Origin of the sequence: Streptomyces sp. 6N223, assembly GCF_052246635.1 — a bacterium.
Taxonomy (GTDB): Bacteria; Actinomycetota; Actinomycetes; order Streptomycetales; family Streptomycetaceae; genus Streptomyces.
The window spans coordinates 203983-227079 of the sequence record NZ_JBQQCA010000003.1 but is presented as its reverse complement, the minus strand read 5'-3'; the positions used below and the strand labels follow the sequence as shown (position 1 = coordinate 227079).

Here is a 23097-nt window from a genome sequence, read left to right as displayed (position 1 = left end):
TCCCGGGACATCGTGGGGAGGTGGGGAGTAACGTGAACATGAGATATGTTCATCTATCGGCGCGTGGAGGGCAAGAGTGCTGCTGCAACGAGAACGCGAGGAACTGGCCGCCGCGGGAAGGCGGCTCGCCGCCCGCGGGTTGGTCATCGGCACGAGCGGAAACCTCTCCGCCCGCGTGGACGACCTCGTCGCCGTCACCCCGACCGGCGGCGAGATCGGCGAGCTGACGGCCGGGATGATGACCGTCCTCGACCTGAACAGCGGCGAGATCGTCGAGGGCGAGCTGGCCCCCACCTCCGAGGTGCCGCTGCACCTGTCCGTCTACCGCGCCACGGGCGCCGCCGCCATCACCCACACCCACGCCGTGGCGTCCGGCGCGATCGCCTGCACGGAGGAGCTGGCCGAGGTCCCGGTGGTGCACTACACGATGCTCAGCCTCGGCGGCTCCCTCCGCGTCGCGCCCTACGCCACCTACGGCACCGACGAGCTGGCCGAGCACGTGGTCAAGGCGCTGGAGGGGCGGCAGGCGGCGCTCATGCGCAACCACGGCTCGATCGCCGTCGGCCCCACCCTCGCCAAGGCCGTCGCCAACCTCGAACTCGCCGAGTGGGTCGCCGAGCTGTACGCCCGCTGCCTGGCCCTCGGCACGCCCCGCGCCCTGGACCAGCGCGAGCAGGAGGCGGTCATCATGCAGGCCCTCGCGGGCGGTTACGGCACCACCAAGAAGCTGTGAGGGTGACACGACTATGACCGCCGAGACCGCCGAGACCGCCACCGGCACCACTGCCGCCATCTCCGCCTGGCCCGACGTGGACGCCATCGAACGCGACCTCGACCGCCTGGTCCACGCCCCGCCCCGCCGCCTGCCCGCCGCCGCGCTCGCCGACTACCGCGCCTGGTACGACAAGAACGCCGCCGGCTCGCGCGCCACCGCCGCCGAGGCCGCCGCGTACATACCCGGCGGCGTCCAGCACAACCTCGCGCTCAACGAGCCCTGGCCGCTGGACATCGTCCGCGCCGAGGGCGCCCACCTCACGGACGTGGACGGCAACCGCTACATCGACTTCCTCGCCGCCGGCGGCCCCACCGTGCTCGGCAGCAACCACCCCGCCGTCCGCGAGAAGGTCACCGAGCTGCTGGCCACCTGCGGCCCCGTCACCGGCATGCTCCACTCCTACGAGGTCAAGCTCGCCAAGCTCATCCACGACCTCGTCCCCAGCGTCCAGCGGTTCCGCATGCTCGGCAGCGGCACCGAGGGCGTCATGGCCGCCATCCGCGCCGCCCGCACCCACACCGGCAAGGCCCACGTGATCAAGGTCGGCGGCGCCTACCACGGCTGGTCCGACCAGCTCGTCTACGGCCTGCGCATCCCCGGCACCGGCGCACTGGAGGCGGCGGGCATCCCGGAGCAGGCGCTGCGCTTCACCCAGGAGGTGCCGCCCGGCGACCTCGACGCGCTGCGCGACCGTCTCGCCGCCAACGCGGCCGAGGGCGGTACCGCCGCCGTCATCGTCGAGCCGATCGGCCCGGAGAGCGGCACCCACCTCGTGCGGCCGGAGTTCAACGCCGCCGTGCGGGAGGCGTGCGACGCGCAGGGCGCGCTGCTGGTCTTCGACGAGGTGGTCACGGCGTTCCGGCTCGGCATGGGCGGCGCCCAGGGCTACTTCGGGGTCCGGCCGGACCTGACGGTCTTCGGCAAGTGCGTGGCGGGCGGGTACCCGGCGGCGGGCGGCGTCGGCGGCAGCCAGGAGGTGATGGCCGCCTTCGAGGGCGGCCTGACGGCCGTCGGCAAGCGGGCGTTCGTCGGCGGCACGCTCTCGGCCAACCCGCTGTCCTGCGTGGCCGGTTACCACGCGCTGGCCGAGATGGACGCCACAGGCGCCCCCGCCCGCGCGGGCCGCGCCGGAGACCGGCTGCGCGCCGGGCTCGCCGCGCTGATCGACCGGCACCGCCTGCCCTACGTCACCTACAACGTCGGCTCGATCGTCCACCTCCACACCACTGGCGTGCTGCACCTGACCCTCGCCGACCCGGCGTTCTTCGAGGAGCTCGGCCCGCGCATGGAGATGCTCGGCGAGATGTCCATGGCGTACTCCGCCGAGGGCGTCATCACCCTCGCGGGCAGCCGCCTCTACACCAGCGCCGCCCACACCGACGAGGTCATCGACGACGCCCTCGCCCGCTTCGACCGCGTCTTCGCCAAGGCCGGGGCCGAGGCCGCCGCCGCATGACCACCGCCCGCTGCGTCGTCGGCGTCGACCTCGGCACCTCGGGACCCAAGGTCGCCCTCGTCACCACCGACGGACGCGTCCTCGGCCACGAGCGGGAGACCACCGCCGTCCGCCTCCTGCCCGGCGGCGGCGCCGAGCAGGACCCCGACGAGTGGTGGCGCGCCATCGCGACGGCCCTCCGGCGGCTGCTCGCCCGCGACCTTGCCCCGGGCCGGGACATCGCGGCGATCTGCATGTCGTCCCAGTGGGGCGGCATCGTGCCCGTGGACGCCTCCGGCCGTCACCTCCACAACGCCCTGGTGTGGATGGACGGCCGGGGCGCGGCGTACACCCGGCGCCTGGCCGGGGGCGGTCTGACCGTCCCCGGCACCGGGTACAACGCGCGGCGGCTGCGCGCCTGGATCGCCCGGACCGGCGGCGCCCCCACCCTCACCGGCAAGGACCCGGTCGGCCAGATCCAGTTCCTGAAGCACGAACGCCCCGAGGTGTACGCCGCCGCCGACTGCCTCCTCGACGTGCCCGAGTACCTCACGATGCGGCTGACCGGCCGTCCGGTGGCCGCGCACGACACGATCGTGCTGCGCTGGTGCACCGACAACCGCACCCCCGGGGCGGTGCGCTACGACGACCGGCTGGTCCGGATGGCCGGTCTCGACGCGGCGAAGCTCCCCGAGCTGGTGCCCCCGGCGACCGTCCTCGGTCCGATCCTTCCCTCCGCCGCCGCCGAACTCGGCCTCGGCGAGCACGTCCAGGTCGTCACCGGCACGGGCGACACCACGGCCGCGGCCGTCGGCGCGGGCGCGGTCGGCGACCACCAGGCGCACCTGTACGTCGGGACCTCCGCCTGGCTCTCCTGCCACGTCCCGCGCAAGAAGACCGACGTGCGGACCTCCATCGCCTCCCTGCCCTCCGTTGTCCCCGGCCGGTACTGGGTGGCGACGATCCAGGACGTGGCGGGCAAGGCGATCGACTGGCTGACCGAGACCGTGCGGGGCGTGGGCGACGTGGAGTCCCTCAACCGGCTGGCCGCCGCGTCCCCACCCGGCAGCAACGGCGTCCTCTTCGCCCCCTGGCTCAACGGCGAGCGCACCCCCGTCGACGACCCGACCGTGCGCGGCGGCTGGTTCAACGTCGCGCTCACCACCACCCGCGCCGACCTCGTCCGCGCCGTCTTCGAGGGCATCGCGCTCAACGCCCGCTGGCTGAACGAGTCGGTCGAGCGCTTCGTGGGCCGCCCCTTCCCCTGCCTGAACTTCATCGGCGGCGGCGCCACCTCCGCGCTGTGGTGCCAGGCCATGGCCGACGTGCTGGACCGCCCCATCCGCCAGGTCGCCGGCCCCGTGCTCGCCAACGCCCGCGGCGCGGCGCTCATCGCGGCCGTCGCCCTCGGCGAGCTGGCGTGGCCGGACATCCCCGGCCGGGTCGCGATCGCGCGGGAGTTCACGCCCGACCCCGCCAACCGGCAGGTGTACGACGACGCGTACGCGGCGTTCCGCACCCTGTACCGGCGCAACCGCCGCCTGTACGCGACGCTCAACGCCGGTCCCGCCGATCCCGCCGGTCCCGCCGGCCCCGCACCTCGCATAATCGAAGGATGACGTTCGAGCAGACCACGGCCGGGGGCGCGGCCAGCGGCCTGCGGAAGGCGCCGCAGCAGGCCCGGAGCCGCGCCCGCGTCGAGGCGATACTGGCCGCCGCCGACCGCATCATCGCCGAGGAGGGCGTGGAGGCGCTGACCACGCGCCGGATAGCCGACGCCGCGGCCGTGCCGATCGGCACGCTGTACCAGTTCTTCGACGACAAGGACGCGGTGCTGGCCGCCGTGGCGCGGCACCACATGGCGGCGCACGCGGCGGCGATGCGGGACATCCTGGACAAGGCGCGCGACGCCCGCTGGTTCGACCTGGTCGGCGTCGTCTTCGACCGGTACGTCGAGCTCTACCGGCAGCACCCCGGCTATCTGGCCATCCGCACCGGCCGCTACCTCAGCCGCGAACTCCTCCAGCTCGACGAGGACAACAACGCCCTGGTGGCCGAGAGCCTGCGCAAGATCCTCGTCTCGCAGGAGCACCTGGCGGACGGCCCGGTGCTGGCCACCGCCTGCCGCGCGGGCGTGGCCGCCTCCGAGGCGTTGCTGCAACTCGCGTTCCGCGACGACCGCCAGGGCGACGCGGCGATCCTCACGGAGGCGCGCCGCATCCAGTACCTCTACCTGGCCGACGTCGTCGCCGACCCCAAGTACCGCGCGTGATCCGAAGCTGAGTCGCGACTCAGCTTCACATAACCTCTTCCGGAGGTCGCCCTTACCCGCTAGTAGTAATGTCATGAACAGGACTACCCGAGCACTGACGGCCACCCTGGCCACCCTGGCCGCGGTGGGGGCAGCGGGCCTGGGCACCCCCGGAACCGCCACCGCGCAGCCGCAGCCGCAGACACAGCAGGTGCTGTTCGTCGGGAACAACTGGGACGGCACGGTCACCGTCGTCACGCAGGACGCCGGGCTCGCACGCCTCGGCACCCTGAACGTCGTCCCCGACCTCGACGAACGCCTCGCGGAGATCAAGCGAGACCCCATCCGCTGGGCCTACTTCCTCTCCATCCGCGAGCTGATCGGCGAGGGCCACGACCAGTTCGTCGACGACATGTACACCACCCCCGACGGCGAGATCCTCGTCGTCTCCCGCCCCAGCCTCGCCGACGTCGTCGGCATCGACACCGCCACCGGCGAACTGCTGTGGCGCTTCGCCGTCGACGGCCAGCGCTCCGACCACATGGCGCTCTCCCCGGACGGCGAGGAGGTGGCCGTCTCCGCCTCCACCGCCAACACCGTGCACCGCCTCGACGTCCGCACCGGCGAGGAGACCGGCAGCTTCACCGCCGGCGACCAGCCCCACGAGAACATCTACATCTCCGGCGGCGACAAGATCGTCAACGCCAGCATCGGCACCGTCTACACCGCCCTCGACGCCCCCTGGCTCGACTGGACCAAGGGCACCCGCCACGTCCAGATCACCGACCGCGACACCGGCGAGGTCATCGAGCGCATCAACATGCGCGACAAGCTCGCCGAGGCCGGCTACCCCGACATGAGCTCCTCCGTCCGCCCCATGGCCTTCTCGCCCGACGAGCGCTACCTCTACTTCCAGGTGTCCTTCTTCCACGGCTTCGCCGAGTACGACAGGGAGACCGGAACGATCACCCGCGTCGCCGAACTCCCCGTCGCCGACGCGATCCAGGACATGCCCCGCGAGGACTACCTGCTGGACTCCGCCCACCACGGCATCGCGATGAACGGCGACGGCACGGCGTTGTGCGTCGCCGGCACCATGTCCGACTACGCCACCGTCGTCGACCGCGAGACCCTGGAGCCCAAGTCCCTGGTCACCACCGGCACCAAGCCGTACTGGGCCACCCGCAGCGGCGACGGCGAGCTGTGCTTCGTCTCCTGGAGCGGCACCGACTCCGTCTCCGCCATCTCCTACGCCACGGGCGAGGAGGTCGGCACCGCGGCCGTCGGCGACCACCCCCAGCGGATGCGCGTCGGGGCCCTGCCAACCGACTGGACCTCACCGACTCCGTAGATTGGCGTACCTGTGCGAAGGATCGCTCGATCAGATGATATGTCCGCCTCCGGATGTGCCGGCGATGAGGCGTGGGCAGCCTAGGCTCGGCCGCTGGGCTTGCCGACTGACGCGGGCACCAGTGCGCTCGTACCGACCCTCACCCTCCGACCCTCCGGACCTCAGGAGTGATCCCGTGAGACTGGCATCCCGCATCGCGGCGTCCGCCGCCGCCGCCGTCGCGCTCCTCGCGAGCGGACTGTTCCTGACCGCTCCCGCAGCCCAGGCCACGGCCTACGACTGCGAGGCGTATCTCGACGAGCACGGTTACTACGGCGGGGCCATCCCCCTCGCCTGCGCCAGCGGCGAGCTCAGCCCGACGGCCTGTGCCGCCGCGCTGTACGCCCTGGCCATCCCGTCGGACATCATGCTGGAAGCCTGCGACCGCGCGGCACGACCCTGAGCCGCACCAGTCGCCGGCACCTCGCCGTGCTCGCACGGTGAGGTGCCGCGGCACGTAAGCCGGTTCTCCGCTCGTAGCATCAGTGACATGCCCGGAGGACGGCGGAGTCGCATAGGACGACGGGGCAGCGAACGGCCGCCTACCCCGGTCGTCACCGCCGCCCACTCCCCGTACGCCGCCTCTTCCCGCCCAAGGCTCCCCATCCACCTGCGGCCCGATCCGCTGCGCCGGATCTGGCTCGCGCCCTGGGTCCAGGGCGGAGCGCTCGGCCGCCCCCTCCTCAGCCTGTGCGGCCTTGTCCCCATGGCCCTCCTCCTCCCGATCGGCCCGGATCTCCACGCCCTCGCCCGTGACAGCCCGCGGACGCCTCCCGCCACCGGCTGGGAGGGGCGCCTGGGGGAGTGGGCCGAGCACGACGCCTGGCGGGCGCCGCTGACCCTGCTGCTCCTCACCGCCCTCGCGGGCCTGGCGTACCTGCGCGGCCGGCTCCAGCGCCACTCCGAACGCGAGGCCAGGGCCTGGGCCGCCGCCGGCGCCTGCTACTGGCTGCTGTGGTCCCTCGCGGTCGTCCTCAACCTCGCCTGGGTGTGGGGCATCGGCGCCGGCGTCGAAACCACCGGCACCCCCGCCACCCTCGGCTGGGCCATCGTCGCCTGGCTGGCCCTGTGCGCGAACGCCCTGGCGGCCCCCTACGCCACCGTCGCCGCCCTCGTCCGCCTCCGCCGCGCCCTGACCGGCGACGTGGCCCGGCCCGTCGCGGGCTGATCGCGAGATCGGGGACTGTGACTCGAACAGACGGGCGTCACCGGTCCGTTCGTCCCCGATCTGTCGTGCCGGTACGCCGTATGCTGCGCAATGGCCGCGCAGGCGGGAGGGATCCGGCGATGAGGGAGGGAACCGACGTGGAGCGTCCGACGGAGCGGCTTCGGCTACGGATGTGGCGGGACGCGGACCTGGACCCCCTGGCAGCGATGGACGGCGACCCCGAGGTGATGCGGTACATCCGTGACGGCTCTACCCGTACCCGCGAGCAGGCGGCCGGCGCGTTGACGAGAGAGCGTGAGAGGTGGCGCGAGCGAGGGTACGGCCTGTTCGCCGTGGAGGTGCGGGAGACGGGCGAGTTCGCGGGATGGGTCGGCCTGGCGATCCCGGAGTTCCTGCCGGAGGTGCTGCCCGCGGTGGAGATCGGCTGGCGGCTGAGGCGGGAGCACTGGGGCCGCGGCTACGCCACCGAGGCGGCGCGCGAGGTGCTGGCCTTCGGATTCGGGGAGGTGGGGCTGAAGGAGCTCATCAGCATCGTTCATGTCCGCAACCAGGCGTCCTTGAGGGTGACGACCAAGCTGGGAATGCGCCCGAAGCACCGGACGACGGTGCCGGGCAGCGGCCAGAGCGTCCAGGTCATGGCCATCACGCGCGAGGAGTACGCGGCCGTCCCGGGCGCGACGAGCACGAGCTAGCTGTGCTGTGACCGCATAGGTTCCAGGTTCCAGGTTCCAGGTTCCAGGTTCCAGGTTCCAGGTTCTAGGTTCTAGGTTCGCCGGGTTGGCGATGGGATCACATCAGCGGCCCGAACGGGCGTACCAGCGACCGCCGTTGCAGGCGACGTGAACGGGGCGCCCGAAGCAGGACGTCATGTTGTCCGGTGTGAGGACGTGGTCGACCGGGCCGGATGCCAGTCTGCGGCCTTCTTTGAGGAGAAAGGCATGCGTGGTGGTGGGCGGGAGTTCCTCCACGTGGTGGGTGACCGTGACGGTGGCCAGGCTCCCCCGGTCGGCTGCGAGTCGGTGCAGCGCGTCCACGAGATCCTCACGCGACGGGAGGTCAAGGGCGTTGAACGGCTCGTCGAGCAGGAGCAGCGACGGGTCGGCCATCAGAGCACGGCTGATGAGGATACGGGCGCGCTCGCCGCCCGAGCAGTCGCCGAAACGGCGGTCGGCGAGTTCCTTGCACCCCATCTCGGCGAGCACGGCGTGGGCGCGCTCGCGAGTCGCGGTGTCGTACATCCCCCACAGCGGCTGCACGGTCCCGGTCGCTCCGGTGAGGACGATGGTGTGGGCGGCGGCGTCAAGCGGGACCTTCTGAGCTGCGGACACCAGGCCGATGCGCGCGCGAAGCTCGCGCATGTCGACCTGGCCGAGCCGGTGATTGAGAACCTCGACGGTGCCGGTGGTGGGGTACATGACCGCCCCGATGAGCCGGAGCAGAGTGGTCTTGCCGGCTCCGTTGGGACCGAGGAGCGCCCAGTGCTCGCCGGGCCCGACGGTCCAGTCGATGCCGTCGAGGACGATCTCCTGCCCCGTGGTGCGGCGGTGTACCGCCACATCCTTCAGGGCGACGACGGCCCGCGGTTTCTGAGCTTCATCCACAGCGGCTTGGGTCACATGGGCAGAGTAGCGCCAGACCCGGCAGCCCTTCCGGGCCTCACGCTGCGACCGCCGAACGCGCAACCCGCTGAACGTCGCCGGTCACAGCACGGGCCACTCCCTCACCCGCATCGCCGCCGTACCTCCACCCGCTCCCAGGGCCCGTACGGCCCGCCCGCCAGCAGCTCGCGCAGGCCGGCCAGCACCCGTTCCGGTTCCTCCCGCACCATGCCCGGCGTGACGTGCAACGCCATCAGCCCCGCCCGCGTGATGCGGTTGTGGCGCGCCAGCGTCCGCTGGTGGTCGGCCACGGCGAAGTGGTGCCGCAGCGAGTCCACCTCGAACACCACCCCGTGCTCCGGCCAGTACGCGTCCGGGTCCGCCAGGTGCTCCCCGTCCAGGAACAGCCGCGCGTTCCACAGCGGTCGCGGCACCCCCTCCGCACCCTCGATCAGCCGCCGCGCCCGCGCCTCCGCCGGGGAACGGACGCCCGCGTCCAGGTCCTCCAGCACCTCCCGCACCCCCGGCCGCCGGGCCAGCCGCTCCGCGCGCAGCTCCGCCGCGAGCGCCTCCGGCGTAACGCCGCGCGCCTGCACCACCTCGTACAAGGCGCCCGCCTCCTGCTCCCCTCCCTCCCGCCGCACCGCGTCCGCGACCGCCCGCAGCAGCGGAGCCACCGGCAGCCGGTGGTCCATGCGGCGCGGCAGGCGCCGGGTCCGCAGGAGGCGGACCGTGGGCCGTGGGCGTACGCGGCAGTCGTGGGGCACGAGCACGTCGAAGATCCGCACGTCCTCGGGCGCGGGCGCGGCGCGCAGGCGGTAGAGGGCCAGCGCAGCCGTGCCCGTGATCAGGGCCGGGGCGTTCTCTCCGGCGCGCCCCCTGGCGTAGAGCAACGCCGACCAGTAGCGCTGCGCCACGCTCAGCGGGCCGTTGTGCAGCACGACGACGCGCGGAAACGGGCTCTGCCACGGGCCGCGCGGGGAACAGCGGTGCACGAGCGTGGACTTGGCCACGCCGAGGCCGAGGAGCTGGGAGTGGGTGGCGACGTGGCATTGGGCCTGGGCGAGGCGGCGCTCGCGATCTTGGTTGCGCATGCGGCGTACCTCCCCGCGCGGAGGCGGGGAGGCGCGGATGGTGACGGAGTCGTCGCGAATGGTCACTCGCTCGTGACTTCGGGGATGAACAGACCAATCTCGTTGGTCTGTTCATCCCCGAAGTCGGATGGCGCGGCTACTCGCTCGCGATCAGCCCGACGAACGCCGTCCAAGCGGTGGCGGGGAAGGTGAACGCGCCCCGGGCGCGGTCCTTGCTGTCCCCGAGCGCTATCCGGCCGTCGTCGGTCCCCTGGATCTCGACGCAGTCGCCGCTTCCGCCGCTGCTGTAGCTGGACTTGCGCCACTGGTCGGCGGGCAGGTCGTGTCGCATGGTTTCCTCTAGGTGCGGTCGAACTCCGCTGCCAGGGCGGAGATCAGTCTCATCGAGTCGGGTGAGGAGAGCGCCTGCGTGCGGAGGTGTTCCGCCGCTGTCAGGTACGGCTCCTGATCTGCTTCCTCCTCAACGAAGACCCTACTCGCCTTCTGCTCCATGAAGACGATGTCCATCGCTACTGGCGCGGGATAGCTGAAGATCTGGAACGAACCGTCCGTCCCGGCGTGCGCTCCGAGCGTGAAAGGGAGTACCTGGATCGACAGGTGCGGAGGGTTGTTGATCTCGACAAGCTTCCGCAGCTGCGCGGCCATCACCTTGGGGCCGCCGATCTGGCGGTGCAGCGCCGCCTCGTCGAGGATGCAGAAGATCCGGGGCGCGTCGTCCCGTGTGAGGAGCTTCTGTCGCTCCATCCGGACCTGGACCCACGACTCCACTGACTCGTCGTCCGTGGAGGGGAAGCCGCTCATAACGGCGCGAGCGTAGTCCTCGGTCTGGAAGAGCCCCGGCACGAGCATGGCCTTGTACTCGAAGATCTGGGAAGCCGTCGATTCCAGCTCGATCAGCTCCATGAGCTTCGGGGTCGGGATGTCCCTTCGCTGCTGCCACCAGCCACGCTTGCGGCTGTTGCGGCTCAGCTCGATCAGGTCGTTGCGGAACTTCTCGTCCTTCACGCCGTAGAGATCCAGCAGCGCGACCAACTCCAGGCGGTTCACGCCGGTCTTGCCTGCCTCCACGCGGCTGATCTTCGTCTCGCTGCCGTCGATCGTCTCCGCCGCTACGGCCTGCGGGACGTTTGCCTTGTCTCGCAGGCGGCGCAGCTCCATGCCCAGGCGGATCCTTCGGACGGTTGATACCGGTCGGCCCATGTCCCCTCCTCAACTCGCGGACGACACCGCCCAGTCTGCCGCATCTCGCGTGATGCTCATGGGCGAACGATCGAACCAACTTGCGACTTCCATCAAATCGCAAGTTGCGGACAACGGCTTGCGGAACGCTCTGCGTTGAGTCCATGCTATCTCCCACCACGAGCGGCACACGCCAAGTGACATACAGTCAATTACCTGGCGACTGGAGGGTTTCATGGCGATCGCACTCCCACTCCGCGCAAGCGAGCACGTCCACGCCTACGAGTTGGCGGTGCGTCTGCCGGAGATCGCCGCATGGAGAGCCCGAGTCGCTGAGCACATGCGGGAGTGGGGCGCACCAACGGTGGTCGTTGACGCCGTGGCGCTGGGCGTATCGGAACTGCTGGGGAACGTCCACAAGCACGCGGGCGATCCCCGCTGCCGACTGGAAGTCCATCTCCGCGAGGCCGAGTTCGGCCCATCGATCATCCGTCTGTCCATCCAGGACCGCTCCCCGGCCCTCCCCACCGTCCGTCAGCCCGACTGGGTGCACGACTGCGGCAGAGGGCTGTGGCTGCTGCGCGAGGTCGCCGACGACCTCGGCTTCGAGGCGGCGCCGGGCGGCAAGCGGGTCTGGATGCGCTGCGACTTCGAGCCGGTCATCAAGGACGCGCCGTGACCGAGTGGCGCGTCAACCGGGAGCCCACAACGCTCCAGCAGCACGTCTTCGAATGCCTCACCTGCCACGAGTCGTCACCACCCGCCCACGCCCCCGAGGACCCCGAGGCCTGGGCGATCCAGCACGCCGTGCGCCACGGCAGGGGCCAGGCCCGCCATGCCCGCTTCGCCCGCACCGTCTCGGATCTCTGGCTGGCCCAGCCCTTGCGCAGGTCCGCCGTGGGAGCCGTGGAGGTGTCGGGCGGCAGAATCTTCCAGCTCATCGAGGTCACGGCGAAGGGGATCCACACAGGCGACCTGCTGGCCGTCGATGGCCTCTTCCGCGAGGTCGTTGATCTGCGCTGGGTCTCCGGCAGGAGAAGCAGACTCGCCTTCGTCAAGGGGCACCAGACGCCCCAACTCCTCAGGCTGGACACGCGATACGAGATTCAGCGCCCGCAGGCCCTTCAACGCCGACTCGTGGCGCGGCGGGAGGATGGGCGATGACGACAGCCGGGCCGCAGGGATGGCCCACCGAGGTCCAGGTCGCCGCCGCAGACATCCGCCCCGGCGACCTCCTCCGCATCGGCGGCCGTTCCTTCACGATCTGCGGGGCCGCGCGCAGCCTCTTCGAGGCCCGTTACGTGCTCCATCTCGCTGGCGGTGAGCAGCTGCTGCTGTACCCGCACACGCGGCTCGTCGTCGCCCGGTGAGATCACGCTTCCGCCTTGCGCGTTTTCCCTGCCTGTTCGCGCCACCGACCGCGATCTCCACGCCGGCACCATCAGCGACCCCCTCACCCCGGCCGACAACACCACCCCGACCGTACCCACCCGCGTCCACACCCGCCCGGACAACTCCCTCCCGCGTCCACACCCGCCCGGACAACTCCCTCCCGCGACAGATCCGTTACCCACGTCCCGGCGCGGTCGCGTTCCCTCGCCGCCGCAGCGAGGCGTCTGGTGCGGGCCGAGCGTCCACTGCGACGAAATGGTCAGGCTCAGGCGGCGTTGGCAGCCATTTCGTCGCAGTCGCGGGGATCATCGAGTTTGAGCCGGACGCAGGGCGCAGGGCGCAGGGCGCCTGGTGTGAGCACGGCGGCGCGATCGGCGATCTCGCTGGCGTGCTCCTGAAGCTGGCGGATGGGAACCCTGCTGGTCATGCCACCCAAGGCAGGCGGAGATCACCAACTCCGTAACAGCGCCGCACGACCCGGACCGCCCGCGTGCCCGCGCCTGCGACACTGTGGTCGCGTTCACAACATCAAGTGGCTCGGGGGTGTCCGGCCGTGTGGCCGTTGACGGATGAAGACCCAAGGCGGGTGGGGGAGTTCCGGCTGCTGCTCCGCCTCGGTGAGGGCGGGATGGGGCGGGTCTACCTCGGCCGCTCCTCCGGCGGGCGGGCGGTCGCGTTGAAGCGGGTGCATCCGGCGTTGGCCGCCGCGCCCGGCTTCCGTGAGCGGTTCGCCCGCGAGGTGCGGGCCTCACAGGCGGTGTCGGGCGCCGGGACGGTTCCGGTGGTGGCCGCCGACACGGACGCGCCCGTGCCGTGGCTGGCGACCGCCTACGTCCCCGGGCCCACGCTGGCCGAGGCCGTGCACGACCACGGGCCGCTGCCCGAGCCCGCGCTGTGGCGCCTGCTGGGCGGCCTCGCCCGCGCGCTCGCCGCCGTGCACGACAGCGGGCTCGTCCACCGCGACCTCAAGCCGTCCAACGTGCTGCTCTCCCAGGACGGGCCGCGCCTGATCGACTTCGGGATCGCGCGGGCCGCCGACGAGACCGCGCTGACCGGCACGGGCCTGGTCATCGGCTCGGCCGGCTACATCTCGCCCGAGCAGGCCGAGGGCGAGCCGGTGACCGCCGCCAGCGACGTGTTCGCGCTGGGGGCCGTCATGACCTACGCCGCCACCGGGCGCGGCCCGTTCGGTACCGGCTCCGGGCCCGAGCTGCTGTACCGGGTGGTGCACAAGCAGCCCGACATCGACGACCTGCCGGGGGCGATGTGGGGGGTCGTCGGCAATTGCCTTATCAAGCGGCCCGAGGAGCGCTTCACCCTCGACCGGGTCCTGGCCTGCGCGGCGGAGAGCGACGACGGGCGCGGGGACTGGCTGCCGGCGCCGGTCGCCTCGGCCATCGCTCGCAAGGCCGAGCACCTTCTCAACCTGGAGGCTGAGGAGGAGCAGAGCGAGAACGAGGGGTCCACGGCCACGCCGACCAGGGTCGATGTCGACGCGCACCACGCCCCGACCAGGACCGGGCCGCCGCCGGCCAAGCCCCGGCCCCGGCCCCAGCCCTCGCCCCCGCCTCGGCCCGCCGTCTCCCCGTACGCCCCCTACGCGGCGTACGCCGCCCCGCCGTCCCGCCAGGGCCCCATCCACCTCCGGCACGACCCCCTCCGCCGGATCTGGCTCGCCCCCTGGGTGCAGCGCGGCGCGCTGGGCCGTCCGCTGCTGAGCCTCTTCGGGCTGATCCCCATGGTGATGCTGCTGCTCGCGAGCCGCAGGCTGAAGGAGGTGGCGCGCGAGCACCCACTGATCCCGCCGGCGGACGGCCTCGCGGGCGACTTGGCCAGGTTCGCCGACAACGACGGGTTGTTCCCGCCGCTGACGCTGCTGCTCGTCGCCGCCCTCGTCTGGCTGGCGTACCGTCGCCGCACGCTCCAGCGCCACACCGAGCGCCACGCCCGCGCCTGGGCCGCCGCCTCGGCCGTCTACTGGCTCGCGTGGTCGGCGGCCGTCGTGGGCCACCTCGCCTGGCTGACGGGCCTGCTCGCCACCATGGACGACTTCAAGAACGGCGACGTCCCCACCGTCCTGTGGTTGTCCGCCGGCGCCTGGATGGCCCTGTTCGCCAACGCCCTGGTGACGCCCTTCGCCACCGTCGCCGCCTTCGTCCGCCTCAGCCGCGCCCTGTCGGGAGACGTGGCCCGGCCGGTGACCAACGGGGCGTGATGCCGCTTGGCGTCCGTTGCTCCATCACGCCGGAGCGACGGTGATGAGGCGGCGGAAGTAGTCGTGGGGGACGTCGCCCTCGCCCACCAGGTGGCCGTCGGCCTCGATCCAGGCGTGAGCCGCGAACGGCGGCAGCGCCCGCACCCCCGTGCACCAGGTCGGCCAGGTGCCCCACAGACGGCACATCAGGGCGGCGGCCAGCGACCGGGGGAGGCAGCCGCGGGGGGACGCGCACCGCAGGCTCACCGCGCAGACCGCGTCCCGCGCCGCCTGGGCCTGCGCCGCCCCCGCCGGGGAGGCGCCGCGACGCAGCGTCAGAAGCACGCGGCGCAGCCGGTGCGGCGGCAGGCGCGCGAGGGCGAACGCCGGCGGCAGCACGAGAAGGGCCGCCAGTCGGTGGGAGAAGGGGACCCCGGCGGGGCGGTCGAGGGCGCTGGGCGTGGTCACCGCGCCACCACCAGCCCCGAGGACCGCAGGTGCGCGAGCAGATCCGAGACGTCCTGCGTGGCGCGCGGGGTGGAGACGTCGAACTCCTCGACGAGCGCGGCCACGGCGTCGCTCTCCTCGCCGCCGCGCATCAGCGTCCGGACCACGAGCGCGCCCGTGGGATTCAGCTCCCAGTAGTCGCCGCTGCGCTGGTCGAGCAGCACCGCGCCGTATTCGGTCTCGGCGGTCACGACATTGTCACGGAAACGCAGGGGCATGGGCGGTCTCTTCCCTCTCAGTCGTGGATCAGTGCCGTGGATCAGTGCCGTGGATCAGTGCCTTGAATCCGCGCCGCGAATCGTGCCCTGGTTCAGTTCTGCAGGGCTGCTGGATCGCGGGACAGCGTCCGGAGAAATACCTCGCAGGCGATGGTCGAATAGAGAATCGCGTCGCGCAGGCCGGGAGTGGACGGGCGCCGCGCCAGCTCCTCCAGGCGGTTCGCGTCCACCAGGCCGCGCCGGGCGAGGTGCGCCGTCCGCCACAGCGCCGCCAGGTCCCCCCGGTGCTCCCGCAGCCCGGCCGCGGCGTCCAGCGCCGCCTGGGCCTTGTTGGTGCGGCGCAAGCACTCCTCCGGCACGATGCCGCGCATCGCCGCCGCCAGCAGGGGCTTGTACGCCCACGGCGTGACCCGCTCGGCGGGGCGGACGGCCAGGCACGCCCCGATGACCCGGTCGTCGAGGAACGGCGAGGACTGCGGCAGCCCCAGCCGGGCGGCGGAGTGGTCCCACTGCCGGATGATCCGGGTGCAGGCGCGGATCTGCTCCAGGTCGGTGTGCATGCCCCGGTCCGGCGCCAGGGGCGTTGCGCAGGGCGCGGCCTCGGCGAGCGCGCGCCGGGCCAGGCGTACGGCGTCGGGCGTGGCCCAGTCGAACAGGCGCGGCGCCGTGCCCCAGCCGAGGGCGCCGCTGACGCGGGGCGGCGGCGGGTCGCGCAGCCGCGCCGCCGCGTCGGCCAGCCACCGCCCGTAGGGCCGGGAGTCGGCGAGCGCGCACGCCGTCTCGCGCAGCGGCCAGTTCCACAGCGCGCGGAAGCCCCGGAGCCTGCGCAGGGCGAGCAGCGGGCGGGTGCGCGCCAGCCGGTGGTAGTACGCCTCCGAGCACCAGGCGACGTGGTCGCCGCCGATGCCGGTCAGGTGCAGCCGGCTGCCGCGCCGCGCGAGTCCGGGCAGGTGGTACAGGGCGCGGGCGAGATCCATGACGCCGATGGTGGGTTCGTCCATCGGCTCGTCGATGGTCAGCAGGTCGGTGTAGACCAGCGGCGCGGCGGCGGCGTCCCACACCACGTGCGTGACGTCGGGGAGGTGGCGGGCGGCGCGGCGGGCCCAGTCGAGGTCGGTGTCGGCCGGGTCGCGGCCCGGCCAGGTGCTGGCGATCACCCGCGTCCCGCCCGAACCGGCTGAACCGCCCGAACCCGCCGAACCGCCCGAACCGGCCGATCGGGCCGCGAGAAACGTGATGGAGGTGGAGTCCAGGCCGCCGGAGAGGTCGCAGCTCACGGCGGGCCTCTCGCGGGTGCGGGCGTCGACCGCCGCGGTCAGGGCCTCGCGCACCGCGGGCGCGCCCGCCGCGAGCGAACGCCGCGCCTCGGGCGGCGCCCACCAGCGCGTCGTCCGGCCGCCCCGGCCGTCCACGGCGACGATCAACGCCTCGCCCGGCGGCACGGCGGCGACGCCGCGCCACATCGAGGGCTCCGCGAGCGGGTGCGGCACCGGCCACAACAGCCGGACGGCGAGCTGCTCCTGGTCAGGACCGGCGGCGATCGCCTCGGCCAGGACGTCGGCGCGGCTGGCGGCCACCCGCGTCCCGGCGACGCTCGCGTGGAACACCAGCCGCAGCCCCGAGGCCGTCCCCTGCACCCGCAGCCGGCCGTCGAGCTCGGCCACGAGGTGGAAGCTCCCGGGCAGCGCGCGGGCCAGCTCGTCGAGCTCCGCCAGGTCCCGCAGCCGCGCGGCGCGCCGCCGCAGCTCGGCCGAGGTGATGGGGCAGCAGCCGATCACGGCGAGCCGCGCCTGCGGCGTGTGCGCGGTCAGGAGGTCGTCGTCGCGCCAGTGACCGACCAGCCAGGGCCGGCCGGAGGCGTGCGCCACCGACTGGGCCCGGCGGAAGCGGGGCCCGGACAGCAGGCGGCGCGCCGCGCGGGAGGCCGACGCGGTGTCCGGAAGGACCGCGAAGAATTCCTCCCGCCGGCTCGCCGAAGGCGATAGAGACATGATCTGCCGGGCTGTTTCGGCCGTCAGTTCTTGCTCAGGACGAAGCGGTCGTTGCCGGCATCCTGGAGAAAGCCCGTCCTCCTGCGGAATTCTCCCTGGCGAATCAGCATCGGGGCCTCGTACGGCTTCTTCATGCCCTTCTCCATTCTCGAAAGGGTGGGTGCGAAAAAGAGCGTAGGCGGCGGCTGCTGTGCGCGAGAAGGCCGTCGCCGAAAGTCATATGAGCGAGGAGGAGCCGACCGTCCCGGGCCGCGGGCCGAGGGGGCGATTTCGTGGTGATCGCATCAATACCCGCGCGTCTCCTCAGTCGTTGGTGACGGTGTGGGAGCCGAAGATCGCCGCGTGTTCGAGAACGTCCTCCAGCGGGTCGTCGATCTGGCCGGTGACGAGGAGGCCGTAGCGGGGGCCGATCAGGGTGGTGCCGTCGTAGTGCTCGTCGGCCGTGGCCGTGCCGGTGGTCAGGGTCGCGGCCCCGGCCGCCGCCAACGCCAGCAGCGGCCAACGGGCCCAAGCCGTCCGCCTGTTCGTGCGCTTCTTGCCGTTCATGCCGTTCATGCCGTTCATGCCGTGCTCATCGAGCATGCGGCCGAACGGGTTACGGTTTTGGCTGCTCGTATGACCGTGCGTCGGGTGAGGCGAGCGCGGGGACGGCCACGCGCGCCATCTGCAACCAATTGCTCGATTCTGTCCCGGGCGTTTGGGAGGCGGTGGCGGCGGCGGGGAGGTCGTCGAGCGCCGCGCCGAGGCGGGCGAAGACGCCGAAGCCCTGCCACTCCGCCAGCCGGCGCTGCACCGTCGCCCCGCTGACGCCGAACATCGCCGGCGGCAGGGTGCGCCAGGAGCCGCCCGTCGACGCCAGGTAGAGCAGGGCGGCCAGGACCGAGCGGTCGGGGGCGCGGCGGCGCCCGCCGCCCTGGGGGCGGGAGGGGCGGTCGCTGGGGAGCAGCGGCGCGGCGATCCGCCACAGCGGGTCGGGGACCCACTGCTCCACGGGCGGCACGGCGCCGACGGCGCCCGCCGGATCCGATCCCGGACCCGGACCCGCCGGACCCGACTCCGCCGGAGCCGGACCCGCCGGGGCGGCCGGACGCGCGGCACCTCCCGTGCGCGGCAGCGGCCCGGTGGACTCGCGGACCACGAGGCGGCCGGGCAGCCGCACCACGCCGGAGGCCGGGCGCCCGTTCAGCGCGTCGAGCAGGTGGCTGGCGGCGGTCGCGCCCAGGCGTTGCAGGTCCAGGTCGACGGTGGTCAGCGGCGGCCTGCTGTCGGCGGAGAAGACCTCCCAGTTGTCGTACCCGACCACGGCCACGTCGTCGGGTATCCGCCGGCCGGACTCCAGGATGGTCTCGATCACGCCGTTGGCGACCTGGTCGCTGCCGCAGAAGACCGCGTCCGTCTCCGGGTGGGCGGCCAGCAGCAGCCGGGCGGCGTGCCGCCCCCAGCGCCGGGTCCACTCGCCGAAGAACGGCACCCCGCCCGCCAGCGGCAGCCCGGCCTCCGCCAGGACCTCGCGCACCGCCTCCGCCCGCTCCCGCGCGGCCCGGTAGGTCTCCTCGCCCGTGATGTGCCCGATGTGGCGGCGGCCGAGCGAGACCAGGTGCTCCATCGCCAGCCGGGCGCCCGCCCGGTCGTCGGAGAGCACCGACACGTCGGCGGGGTCGTCGGACTCGCAGTAGGCGTAGACCACCGGGACCGGGATCTCCTCGCGCAGCGAGGCGCGGATGTCGTTGCTGTCGCCGAGCACGATGAAGCCGTCCACCTGGCGGGCCAGCATCGAGCGGATGTAGTGCTGGCGGCGGATCGCGTCGCCCCGGGAGTCGCAGAGCATCACCGACATCTCTCCGCTGCCGAGGGTGTTCTCGATGCCCAGCAGCACGGGGATGGCGAAGCGGCCGCCGAGTTCGTCGGTCAGCAGGCCGACGGCGCTCGTGCGGCCGGAGATCAGGCCGCGGGCGAGGGCGTTGGGCCGGAACGCCAGCTCCTCGGCCGCGCGCATCACCCGGCGGCGGGTGCCGGGGGCCACGTCGTTGCCGCTGTTGAGAGCCTTCGACGCCGTGGCCACGGAGACCCCGGCCCGCCTTGCCACGTCCGTCAGCGTCACCGTGGGCTTGCGTCGCGTGGTCAAACGGGAACCCTCACCTGAGCGAAAACCTTTCCCTCATGCGTACAGGGCGATGCTAACTCCTCCATGCTTCGCCCTTGACGGCTGATCCACGACCCTCCTGCGGTCCTGTGCGAAGAGGTTTTCGGCGACGTGGGCGGCATGGGCTCGCGCCACCGCGACGAGGCTCCCCGCTCACGTCCCCCCGCACCACCCCGGCATCATGCGAACGCGGACTCCTCTCACTCCCACGGAATGGAGCGCTGGACGGCGTCGCATTCTCGTCCACGCCGATATCACCCTTTTCGCATCGCCGGCCGGTTGATTCGTAAAGCGAGATCGCCCGGCAGGCGTTCGGCGTCTCGTATGGGACACGAGGCGCTCAACAGCCGGTGAACACTCTCTGAAGCATCACCCCCGCGCTGCGCCGGCTGCGGCAACACACCGCGCCCCTCCGTAACTTGACGCCGTGGACATCATTCCGTGGGAGATCACGCTCGCCATCCTCGGCGTTGTCGTGCCCATCATCGCCGCGCTGTGGGAGTTCACCCTCCTGGGCTTCAAGCGGCTCGGCTACCGCGTCCAGATGGACACCGAGGCCACCCAGGCGCTGCCGGGTCTCGACCACCCCTCGCTCGTCCTGCTGCGCATCGAGAACAACGGCGTCGCCAACGTCAAGGCCGAGGACTACCAGTTCATCCCGAACAGCAGCGACAGCCGCCGGGGCATCCGCGTCCTGTTCCCCCACCGCGTGGTGCAGCGGTGGGAGGTGACCGTCGTCGATCCCGACGACGTGGCCCTCATCCCGGACATCCACGACAACATCCGGGTGGACGGCAACCACATCGACCTCCCGCAGGTGCCGCTGGTCCGGGGGCAGGCGTACAAGGTGCTGGTGGTCCTGGGGCGCGACCCGGCCGCGCCGGCCGGGGAGCCCGACCGGAAGGTCCACGTCCAGGGCCGCATCATGGGCGGCTTCTGGGGCGGCCACGTCCGGGAGACCAAGAGCCGCAGCACCGACCGCTCCTGGTGGTCGCCCGACCTGTCCGTCCGGTCGGCGTTCCTCATCTGCTTCCTCGCGCTGGTCGTCGTCGCCCAGTACCTCGTCTCGCGCGACGACCCGGCGCCCCTGGACTGCGCCGCCACGGGCAGCGGCATCACCGTGGTCGGATCGACGGCGTTCCGGCCCGTGCTGGAGGCCGCCGCCGCCTCGTACGAGGGCACCTGTCCGGGCACCAGCGTCGAGATCCGGGCCGAGGGCAGCCTCGACGGCCTGGACCGCCTCGACCGGGAGGAGCGCACCGACATGGTCGCCTTCTCCGACGGCGAGAAGCCGCCCGGCCTCCCGCACCTGGTGGAACGCCCCATCGCGTTCTCCCTCTTCACCCCCGTCCTCAACCCGCGGATCGGCATCGAGGACCTCTCCGTGGAGGAGATCCGGCAGGTCTACGCGGGCGAGGTCGCGACCTGGTCGGAGGTGGGGGTGGACGGCGCCGCGGGCGATCTGCCGGTCGTCCTCGTCAGCCGCCTGGCCAACTCCGGCACCCGGCAGGTCTTCGAGGACCGGGTCCTGGGAGGGCAGGGGCTTCAGCGCAACTCCCGCGACTGCCGGACCCTGCTGCCCGGCACGGCGGAGGGCGAGGTGGTGCACTGCGAGGTGTCCGAGACCGACGCGGTGCTCGACACGGTCGGGGAGATCGACGGCGCCATCGGCTACGCCGAGCTCGGCAGCGCCCTGGAGGCGGAGGAGCGCGGCGAGGTCGATCTGCTGCGCATCGACGGAAACCGGGCCGAGCTGCGTGCCGCCGACTACGAGGCGTACCCCTTCTGGGAGACGGAGTACGCCTACACCTACCGCGAGCCGGGCGCGGACTCCCTCGTCGCCGGCTTCCTGCGGTACCTGACCGACGAGGTGGGCAAGGACATCATCCGCCGCCACGGGCACCGGCCCTGCGCGGAGTTGCAGAATCCGGTGCTGTGCCAGCCGTGGGCAGGGGCAGGGGCAGGGGCTAGTTGACGCCGTCGTCGGGGTCGTACGGCAGCGGGATGAGGCGGTAGTCCGACGCGCGCTCGCTCAGCGGGCGGCTGACGTCCTCGCGCAGCCCCTCCATGTCGTTGGCGAGCTGGCCCTGGTAGGCCGGCAGCATGTCGTCCTGAATCCACTGCCAGCGGGAGTCGAAGTCCGCGATGTTGCCCGTGGGCAGCGGAGAGTCGAATCGGATCTCGTCGGGCGTGTCGATGTCGATCCCTCCCGAGCCCGGTAACGCCGGGACGGGCACCCGGACCTGGTCCGGGAGGTCGACGTGGACGTCGTTCACCACCTCGCGGAAGGGCCTGCCGCCCGACACCGGCGACTCGGAGGTGGCGCCGAGCATGTACGTGACCGCGTCGCCCAACGGCCGCCGCTGCATCTCGTCGTAGTCGTCCTGGAGGATCGTCTCCTGCTCGCGCCGCAGCAGCGCCACGTTGCCCTCCTGGATCCGCGCCGGGTCGCCCGAGGCGATGTTCTCCCACGCGGTGAGCTGGTCGGCCGGGAGCCGGCCCTCGGCCGCCAGGCGCCGCATCTCGTCGATCCCGCCGCGGTCGTAGGCGGCGTGCTGCCAGCCCAGGTCCATGAAGATCTGCTTCTGCATGTCGACGAACGTGTCCTCGTAGTACTCCAGCTCCGCCTCGCCGGCGTTGGCCAGGGCCAGCGCCATGCCGGGCGGCATGCCCGGCGCGGCCTCCGCGAGGAACTTCAGGCGCTCGTCGCCGGTGAGACCGCGCAGCACGTGCAGGTCCTGCATGCCCGCGTAGACCAGGCTGCCGGCCAGCTTCGCCATGCCCGCCCACTGCAACTCGGGGTGGCGCAGGAAGAGATCGGCGTAGTACTCGTACACGCGCCGGATGCGGTCGTCGTTGTGGGAGAGGCCCTTGCCGGTGTCCCAGGCGGCGGGATCGATGCCCAGCTGCCGGCAGAGCTCCAGGAACGCCTGGTCGTTGACCCACCGCGCCATCTCGTCGTTGGTGAACAGGCCCAGCGGGCCCCCCGACACGTCGTAGCCGAGGCGCCTGAGCTCGTCCGCCCGCTCCGTCATCCGCTGGCGGTACCGCTGGATCTCCGCGTCGATGTCGTCCCACGTGGCGGAGGCGTCGTTCGCCGCGAGCTGGAGGTGCTTGGTCCGGATCCTCTCGGCCAGGCTGTCCGGGAGGGCCCAGCCGCCGGGCGTCAGCGACGCCTGGAGCGTCTCGCCGTTGTGACTGACCGTCGGCGGGGGCGGCTGCTCGGTGAACCAGATCTGCCCGCTGCTCTCGGCCAGGGCGTCGTTCAACGACCCCACCCAGCCGTTCCACTCGTCGGTGGCCGCCCTGAGGTGGTTGGCGTACCTGGTCTCCAGCCCCCGAGGGTTGTGGATCAGCCCGCGGACGTCGTCCTGGGCCGCGAGCGCCAGGTTCATGGCGTAGACCAGGTGCCCGACCACGGCGTCGACGTCGGCGCCGCCGTCCTGCAGGCCGCCCCTGGTCTCGTCGATGCGCGCTTCGCCGTCCACCAGCGAGGAGCCGTCCAGGCCCCCGGCCCGCTCCGAGATCTGGGTGGCCCGCTGCGCGAGGTCCTGCGCCCCCCTCGCCTCGGCGGCGGCCCGGCCGTAGGCGGCCGCCACGCCGGCGATGTCCTCGGGGTTGATCTCGTTGTCGAACTCCGTCTGCCGCGTCCACGGCTTCTTGTCGCCGGCCGTCGCCTCGACCTCGTCCCTCGTGAAGTGAAGGTTCGGGGGTCCCGGGGGCATGGGCGATCCACTCCTCGAAGCCGTGTGACCGAGCGCC

At 72.4% G+C, this 23097-nt stretch carries 25 protein-coding genes; 13 read left to right on the top strand and 12 right to left on the bottom strand.

The window, feature by feature from the left end; translation table 11 throughout:
• Positions 1 to 76: 76 nt before the first annotated feature.
• The 8 genes from ACTWQH_RS04015 (at position 77) to ACTWQH_RS03980 (ending at position 7711) form a co-directional block, all read left to right on the top strand.
• Positions 77 to 733 carry a class II aldolase/adducin family protein gene (locus ACTWQH_RS04015; RefSeq protein WP_443284889.1) on the top strand — a complete coding sequence of 219 codons (657 nt, stop codon included), beginning with the start codon at positions 77 to 79 and terminating at the stop codon, positions 731 to 733.
• Positions 734 to 746: 13 nt separating this feature from the next.
• Entirely contained in the window at positions 747 to 2231 is a 1485-nt protein-coding gene (locus ACTWQH_RS04010) for an aspartate aminotransferase family protein (protein ID WP_443284888.1), read from the top strand.
• Positions 2228 to 3829, top strand: a complete 1602-nt coding sequence (locus ACTWQH_RS04005; protein WP_443284887.1) for a xylulokinase — start codon at positions 2228 to 2230, stop codon at positions 3827 to 3829. The genes ACTWQH_RS04010 and ACTWQH_RS04005 overlap by 4 nt, the downstream gene beginning before the upstream one ends.
• Entirely contained in the window at positions 3826 to 4482 is a 657-nt protein-coding gene (locus ACTWQH_RS04000) for a TetR/AcrR family transcriptional regulator (protein ID WP_443284886.1), read from the top strand. Before ACTWQH_RS04005 ends, ACTWQH_RS04000 begins: the two co-directional genes overlap by 4 nt.
• 73 nt (positions 4483 to 4555) lie before the next feature.
• Positions 4556 to 5812, top strand: coding sequence for a YncE family protein (locus ACTWQH_RS03995; protein ID WP_443284885.1), 1257 nt, complete (start codon positions 4556 to 4558; stop codon positions 5810 to 5812).
• A gap of 175 nt (positions 5813 to 5987) precedes the next feature.
• A complete protein-coding gene (locus tag ACTWQH_RS03990; protein ID WP_443284884.1) occupies positions 5988 to 6254 on the top strand; it encodes a hypothetical protein in 267 nt (88 codons plus the stop codon).
• Positions 6255 to 6341: 87 nt separating this feature from the next.
• Positions 6342 to 7019: a hypothetical protein gene (locus tag ACTWQH_RS03985; RefSeq protein WP_443284883.1), complete on the top strand. Its 678-nt coding sequence runs from the start codon at positions 6342 to 6344 to the stop codon at positions 7017 to 7019.
• 119 nt (positions 7020 to 7138) lie between these two features.
• Positions 7139 to 7711: a GNAT family N-acetyltransferase gene (locus ACTWQH_RS03980; RefSeq protein ID WP_443284882.1), complete on the top strand. Its 573-nt coding sequence runs from the start codon at positions 7139 to 7141 to the stop codon at positions 7709 to 7711.
• A 102-nt stretch (positions 7712 to 7813) separates the two neighbouring features.
• Here ACTWQH_RS03980 and ACTWQH_RS03975 read toward each other — a convergent pair whose 3' ends face one another.
• The 4 genes from ACTWQH_RS03975 to ACTWQH_RS03960 form a co-directional block, all read right to left on the bottom strand.
• Entirely contained in the window at positions 7814 to 8635 is an 822-nt protein-coding gene (locus ACTWQH_RS03975) for an ABC transporter ATP-binding protein (RefSeq protein WP_443284881.1), read from the bottom strand.
• A gap of 104 nt (positions 8636 to 8739) precedes the next feature.
• Entirely contained in the window at positions 8740 to 9711 is a 972-nt protein-coding gene (locus ACTWQH_RS03970; protein ID WP_443284880.1) for a hypothetical protein, read from the bottom strand.
• A gap of 136 nt (positions 9712 to 9847) precedes the next feature.
• Entirely contained in the window at positions 9848 to 10042 is a 195-nt protein-coding gene (locus tag ACTWQH_RS03965) for a DUF397 domain-containing protein (RefSeq protein ID WP_443284879.1), read from the bottom strand.
• An 8-nt stretch (positions 10043 to 10050) separates the two neighbouring features.
• Positions 10051 to 10869, bottom strand: coding sequence for a helix-turn-helix domain-containing protein (locus ACTWQH_RS03960; RefSeq protein WP_443284878.1), 819 nt, complete (start codon positions 10867 to 10869; stop codon positions 10051 to 10053).
• A 256-nt stretch (positions 10870 to 11125) separates the two neighbouring features.
• Between ACTWQH_RS03960 and ACTWQH_RS03955 the strand changes: the two genes are divergently transcribed.
• Genes ACTWQH_RS03955 through ACTWQH_RS03945 form a run of 3 tightly spaced genes read left to right on the top strand, consistent with a single transcriptional unit; the run spans position 11126 to position 12260 of the window.
• Positions 11126 to 11569: an ATP-binding protein gene (locus ACTWQH_RS03955; RefSeq protein ID WP_443284877.1), complete on the top strand. Its 444-nt coding sequence runs from the start codon at positions 11126 to 11128 to the stop codon at positions 11567 to 11569.
• Positions 11566 to 12054 (top strand): DUF7848 domain-containing protein, encoded by a 489-nt coding sequence (locus ACTWQH_RS03950; RefSeq protein ID WP_443284876.1) that lies wholly within the window; start codon positions 11566 to 11568, stop codon positions 12052 to 12054. The genes ACTWQH_RS03955 and ACTWQH_RS03950 overlap by 4 nt, the downstream gene beginning before the upstream one ends.
• Positions 12051 to 12260 (top strand): hypothetical protein, encoded by a 210-nt coding sequence (locus tag ACTWQH_RS03945; protein WP_443284875.1) that lies wholly within the window; start codon positions 12051 to 12053, stop codon positions 12258 to 12260. The genes ACTWQH_RS03950 and ACTWQH_RS03945 overlap by 4 nt, the downstream gene beginning before the upstream one ends.
• Before the next feature lie 287 nt (positions 12261 to 12547).
• On the opposite strand, the gene ACTWQH_RS03940 is transcribed toward ACTWQH_RS03945, so the two are convergent.
• The gene (locus tag ACTWQH_RS03940) at positions 12548 to 12709 is read right to left on the bottom strand and encodes a hypothetical protein (RefSeq protein WP_443284874.1); all 162 of its coding nucleotides are present in this window, start codon (positions 12707 to 12709) and stop codon (positions 12548 to 12550) included.
• 159 nt (positions 12710 to 12868) lie between these two features.
• Between ACTWQH_RS03940 and ACTWQH_RS03935 the strand changes: the two genes are divergently transcribed.
• A complete protein-coding gene (locus ACTWQH_RS03935; RefSeq protein ID WP_443284873.1) occupies positions 12869 to 14497 on the top strand; it encodes a serine/threonine-protein kinase in 1629 nt (542 codons plus the stop codon).
• Between the two features lie 24 nt (positions 14498 to 14521).
• On the opposite strand, the gene ACTWQH_RS03930 is transcribed toward ACTWQH_RS03935, so the two are convergent.
• From ACTWQH_RS03930 to ACTWQH_RS03905, 6 genes are all read right to left on the bottom strand, one after another.
• Positions 14522 to 14944 (bottom strand): lasso peptide biosynthesis B2 protein, encoded by a 423-nt coding sequence (locus tag ACTWQH_RS03930; RefSeq protein ID WP_443284872.1) that lies wholly within the window; start codon positions 14942 to 14944, stop codon positions 14522 to 14524.
• Positions 14941 to 15201, bottom strand: a complete 261-nt coding sequence (locus tag ACTWQH_RS03925) for a lasso peptide biosynthesis PqqD family chaperone (protein ID WP_443284871.1) — start codon at positions 15199 to 15201, stop codon at positions 14941 to 14943. Before ACTWQH_RS03925 ends, ACTWQH_RS03930 begins: the two co-directional genes overlap by 4 nt.
• Positions 15202 to 15293: 92 nt before the next feature.
• Entirely contained in the window at positions 15294 to 17192 is a 1899-nt protein-coding gene (locus ACTWQH_RS03920) for a lasso peptide isopeptide bond-forming cyclase (protein WP_443284870.1), read from the bottom strand.
• Between the two features lie 23 nt (positions 17193 to 17215).
• A complete protein-coding gene (locus ACTWQH_RS03915; RefSeq protein ID WP_443284869.1) occupies positions 17216 to 17338 on the bottom strand; it encodes a keywimysin-related RiPP in 123 nt (40 codons plus the stop codon).
• Between the two features lie 157 nt (positions 17339 to 17495).
• A complete protein-coding gene (locus ACTWQH_RS03910; protein WP_443284868.1) occupies positions 17496 to 17756 on the bottom strand; it encodes a hypothetical protein in 261 nt (86 codons plus the stop codon).
• Between the two features lie 31 nt (positions 17757 to 17787).
• Positions 17788 to 19317, bottom strand: coding sequence for a substrate-binding domain-containing protein (locus tag ACTWQH_RS03905; RefSeq protein WP_443284867.1), 1530 nt, complete (start codon positions 19315 to 19317; stop codon positions 17788 to 17790).
• 445 nt (positions 19318 to 19762) lie between these two features.
• On the opposite strand from ACTWQH_RS03905, the gene ACTWQH_RS03900 reads away from it, so the two are divergent.
• A complete protein-coding gene (locus ACTWQH_RS03900) occupies positions 19763 to 21310 on the top strand; it encodes a PstS family phosphate ABC transporter substrate-binding protein (RefSeq protein WP_443284866.1) in 1548 nt (515 codons plus the stop codon).
• Here ACTWQH_RS03900 and ACTWQH_RS03895 read toward each other — a convergent pair.
• Complete coding sequence (locus ACTWQH_RS03895; RefSeq protein ID WP_443284865.1) at positions 21303 to 23060, bottom strand: DUF2515 family protein; 1758 nt, start codon at positions 23058 to 23060, stop codon at positions 21303 to 21305. The genes ACTWQH_RS03900 and ACTWQH_RS03895 overlap by 8 nt on opposite strands.
• Between the last annotated feature and the right edge of the window lie 37 nt (positions 23061 to 23097).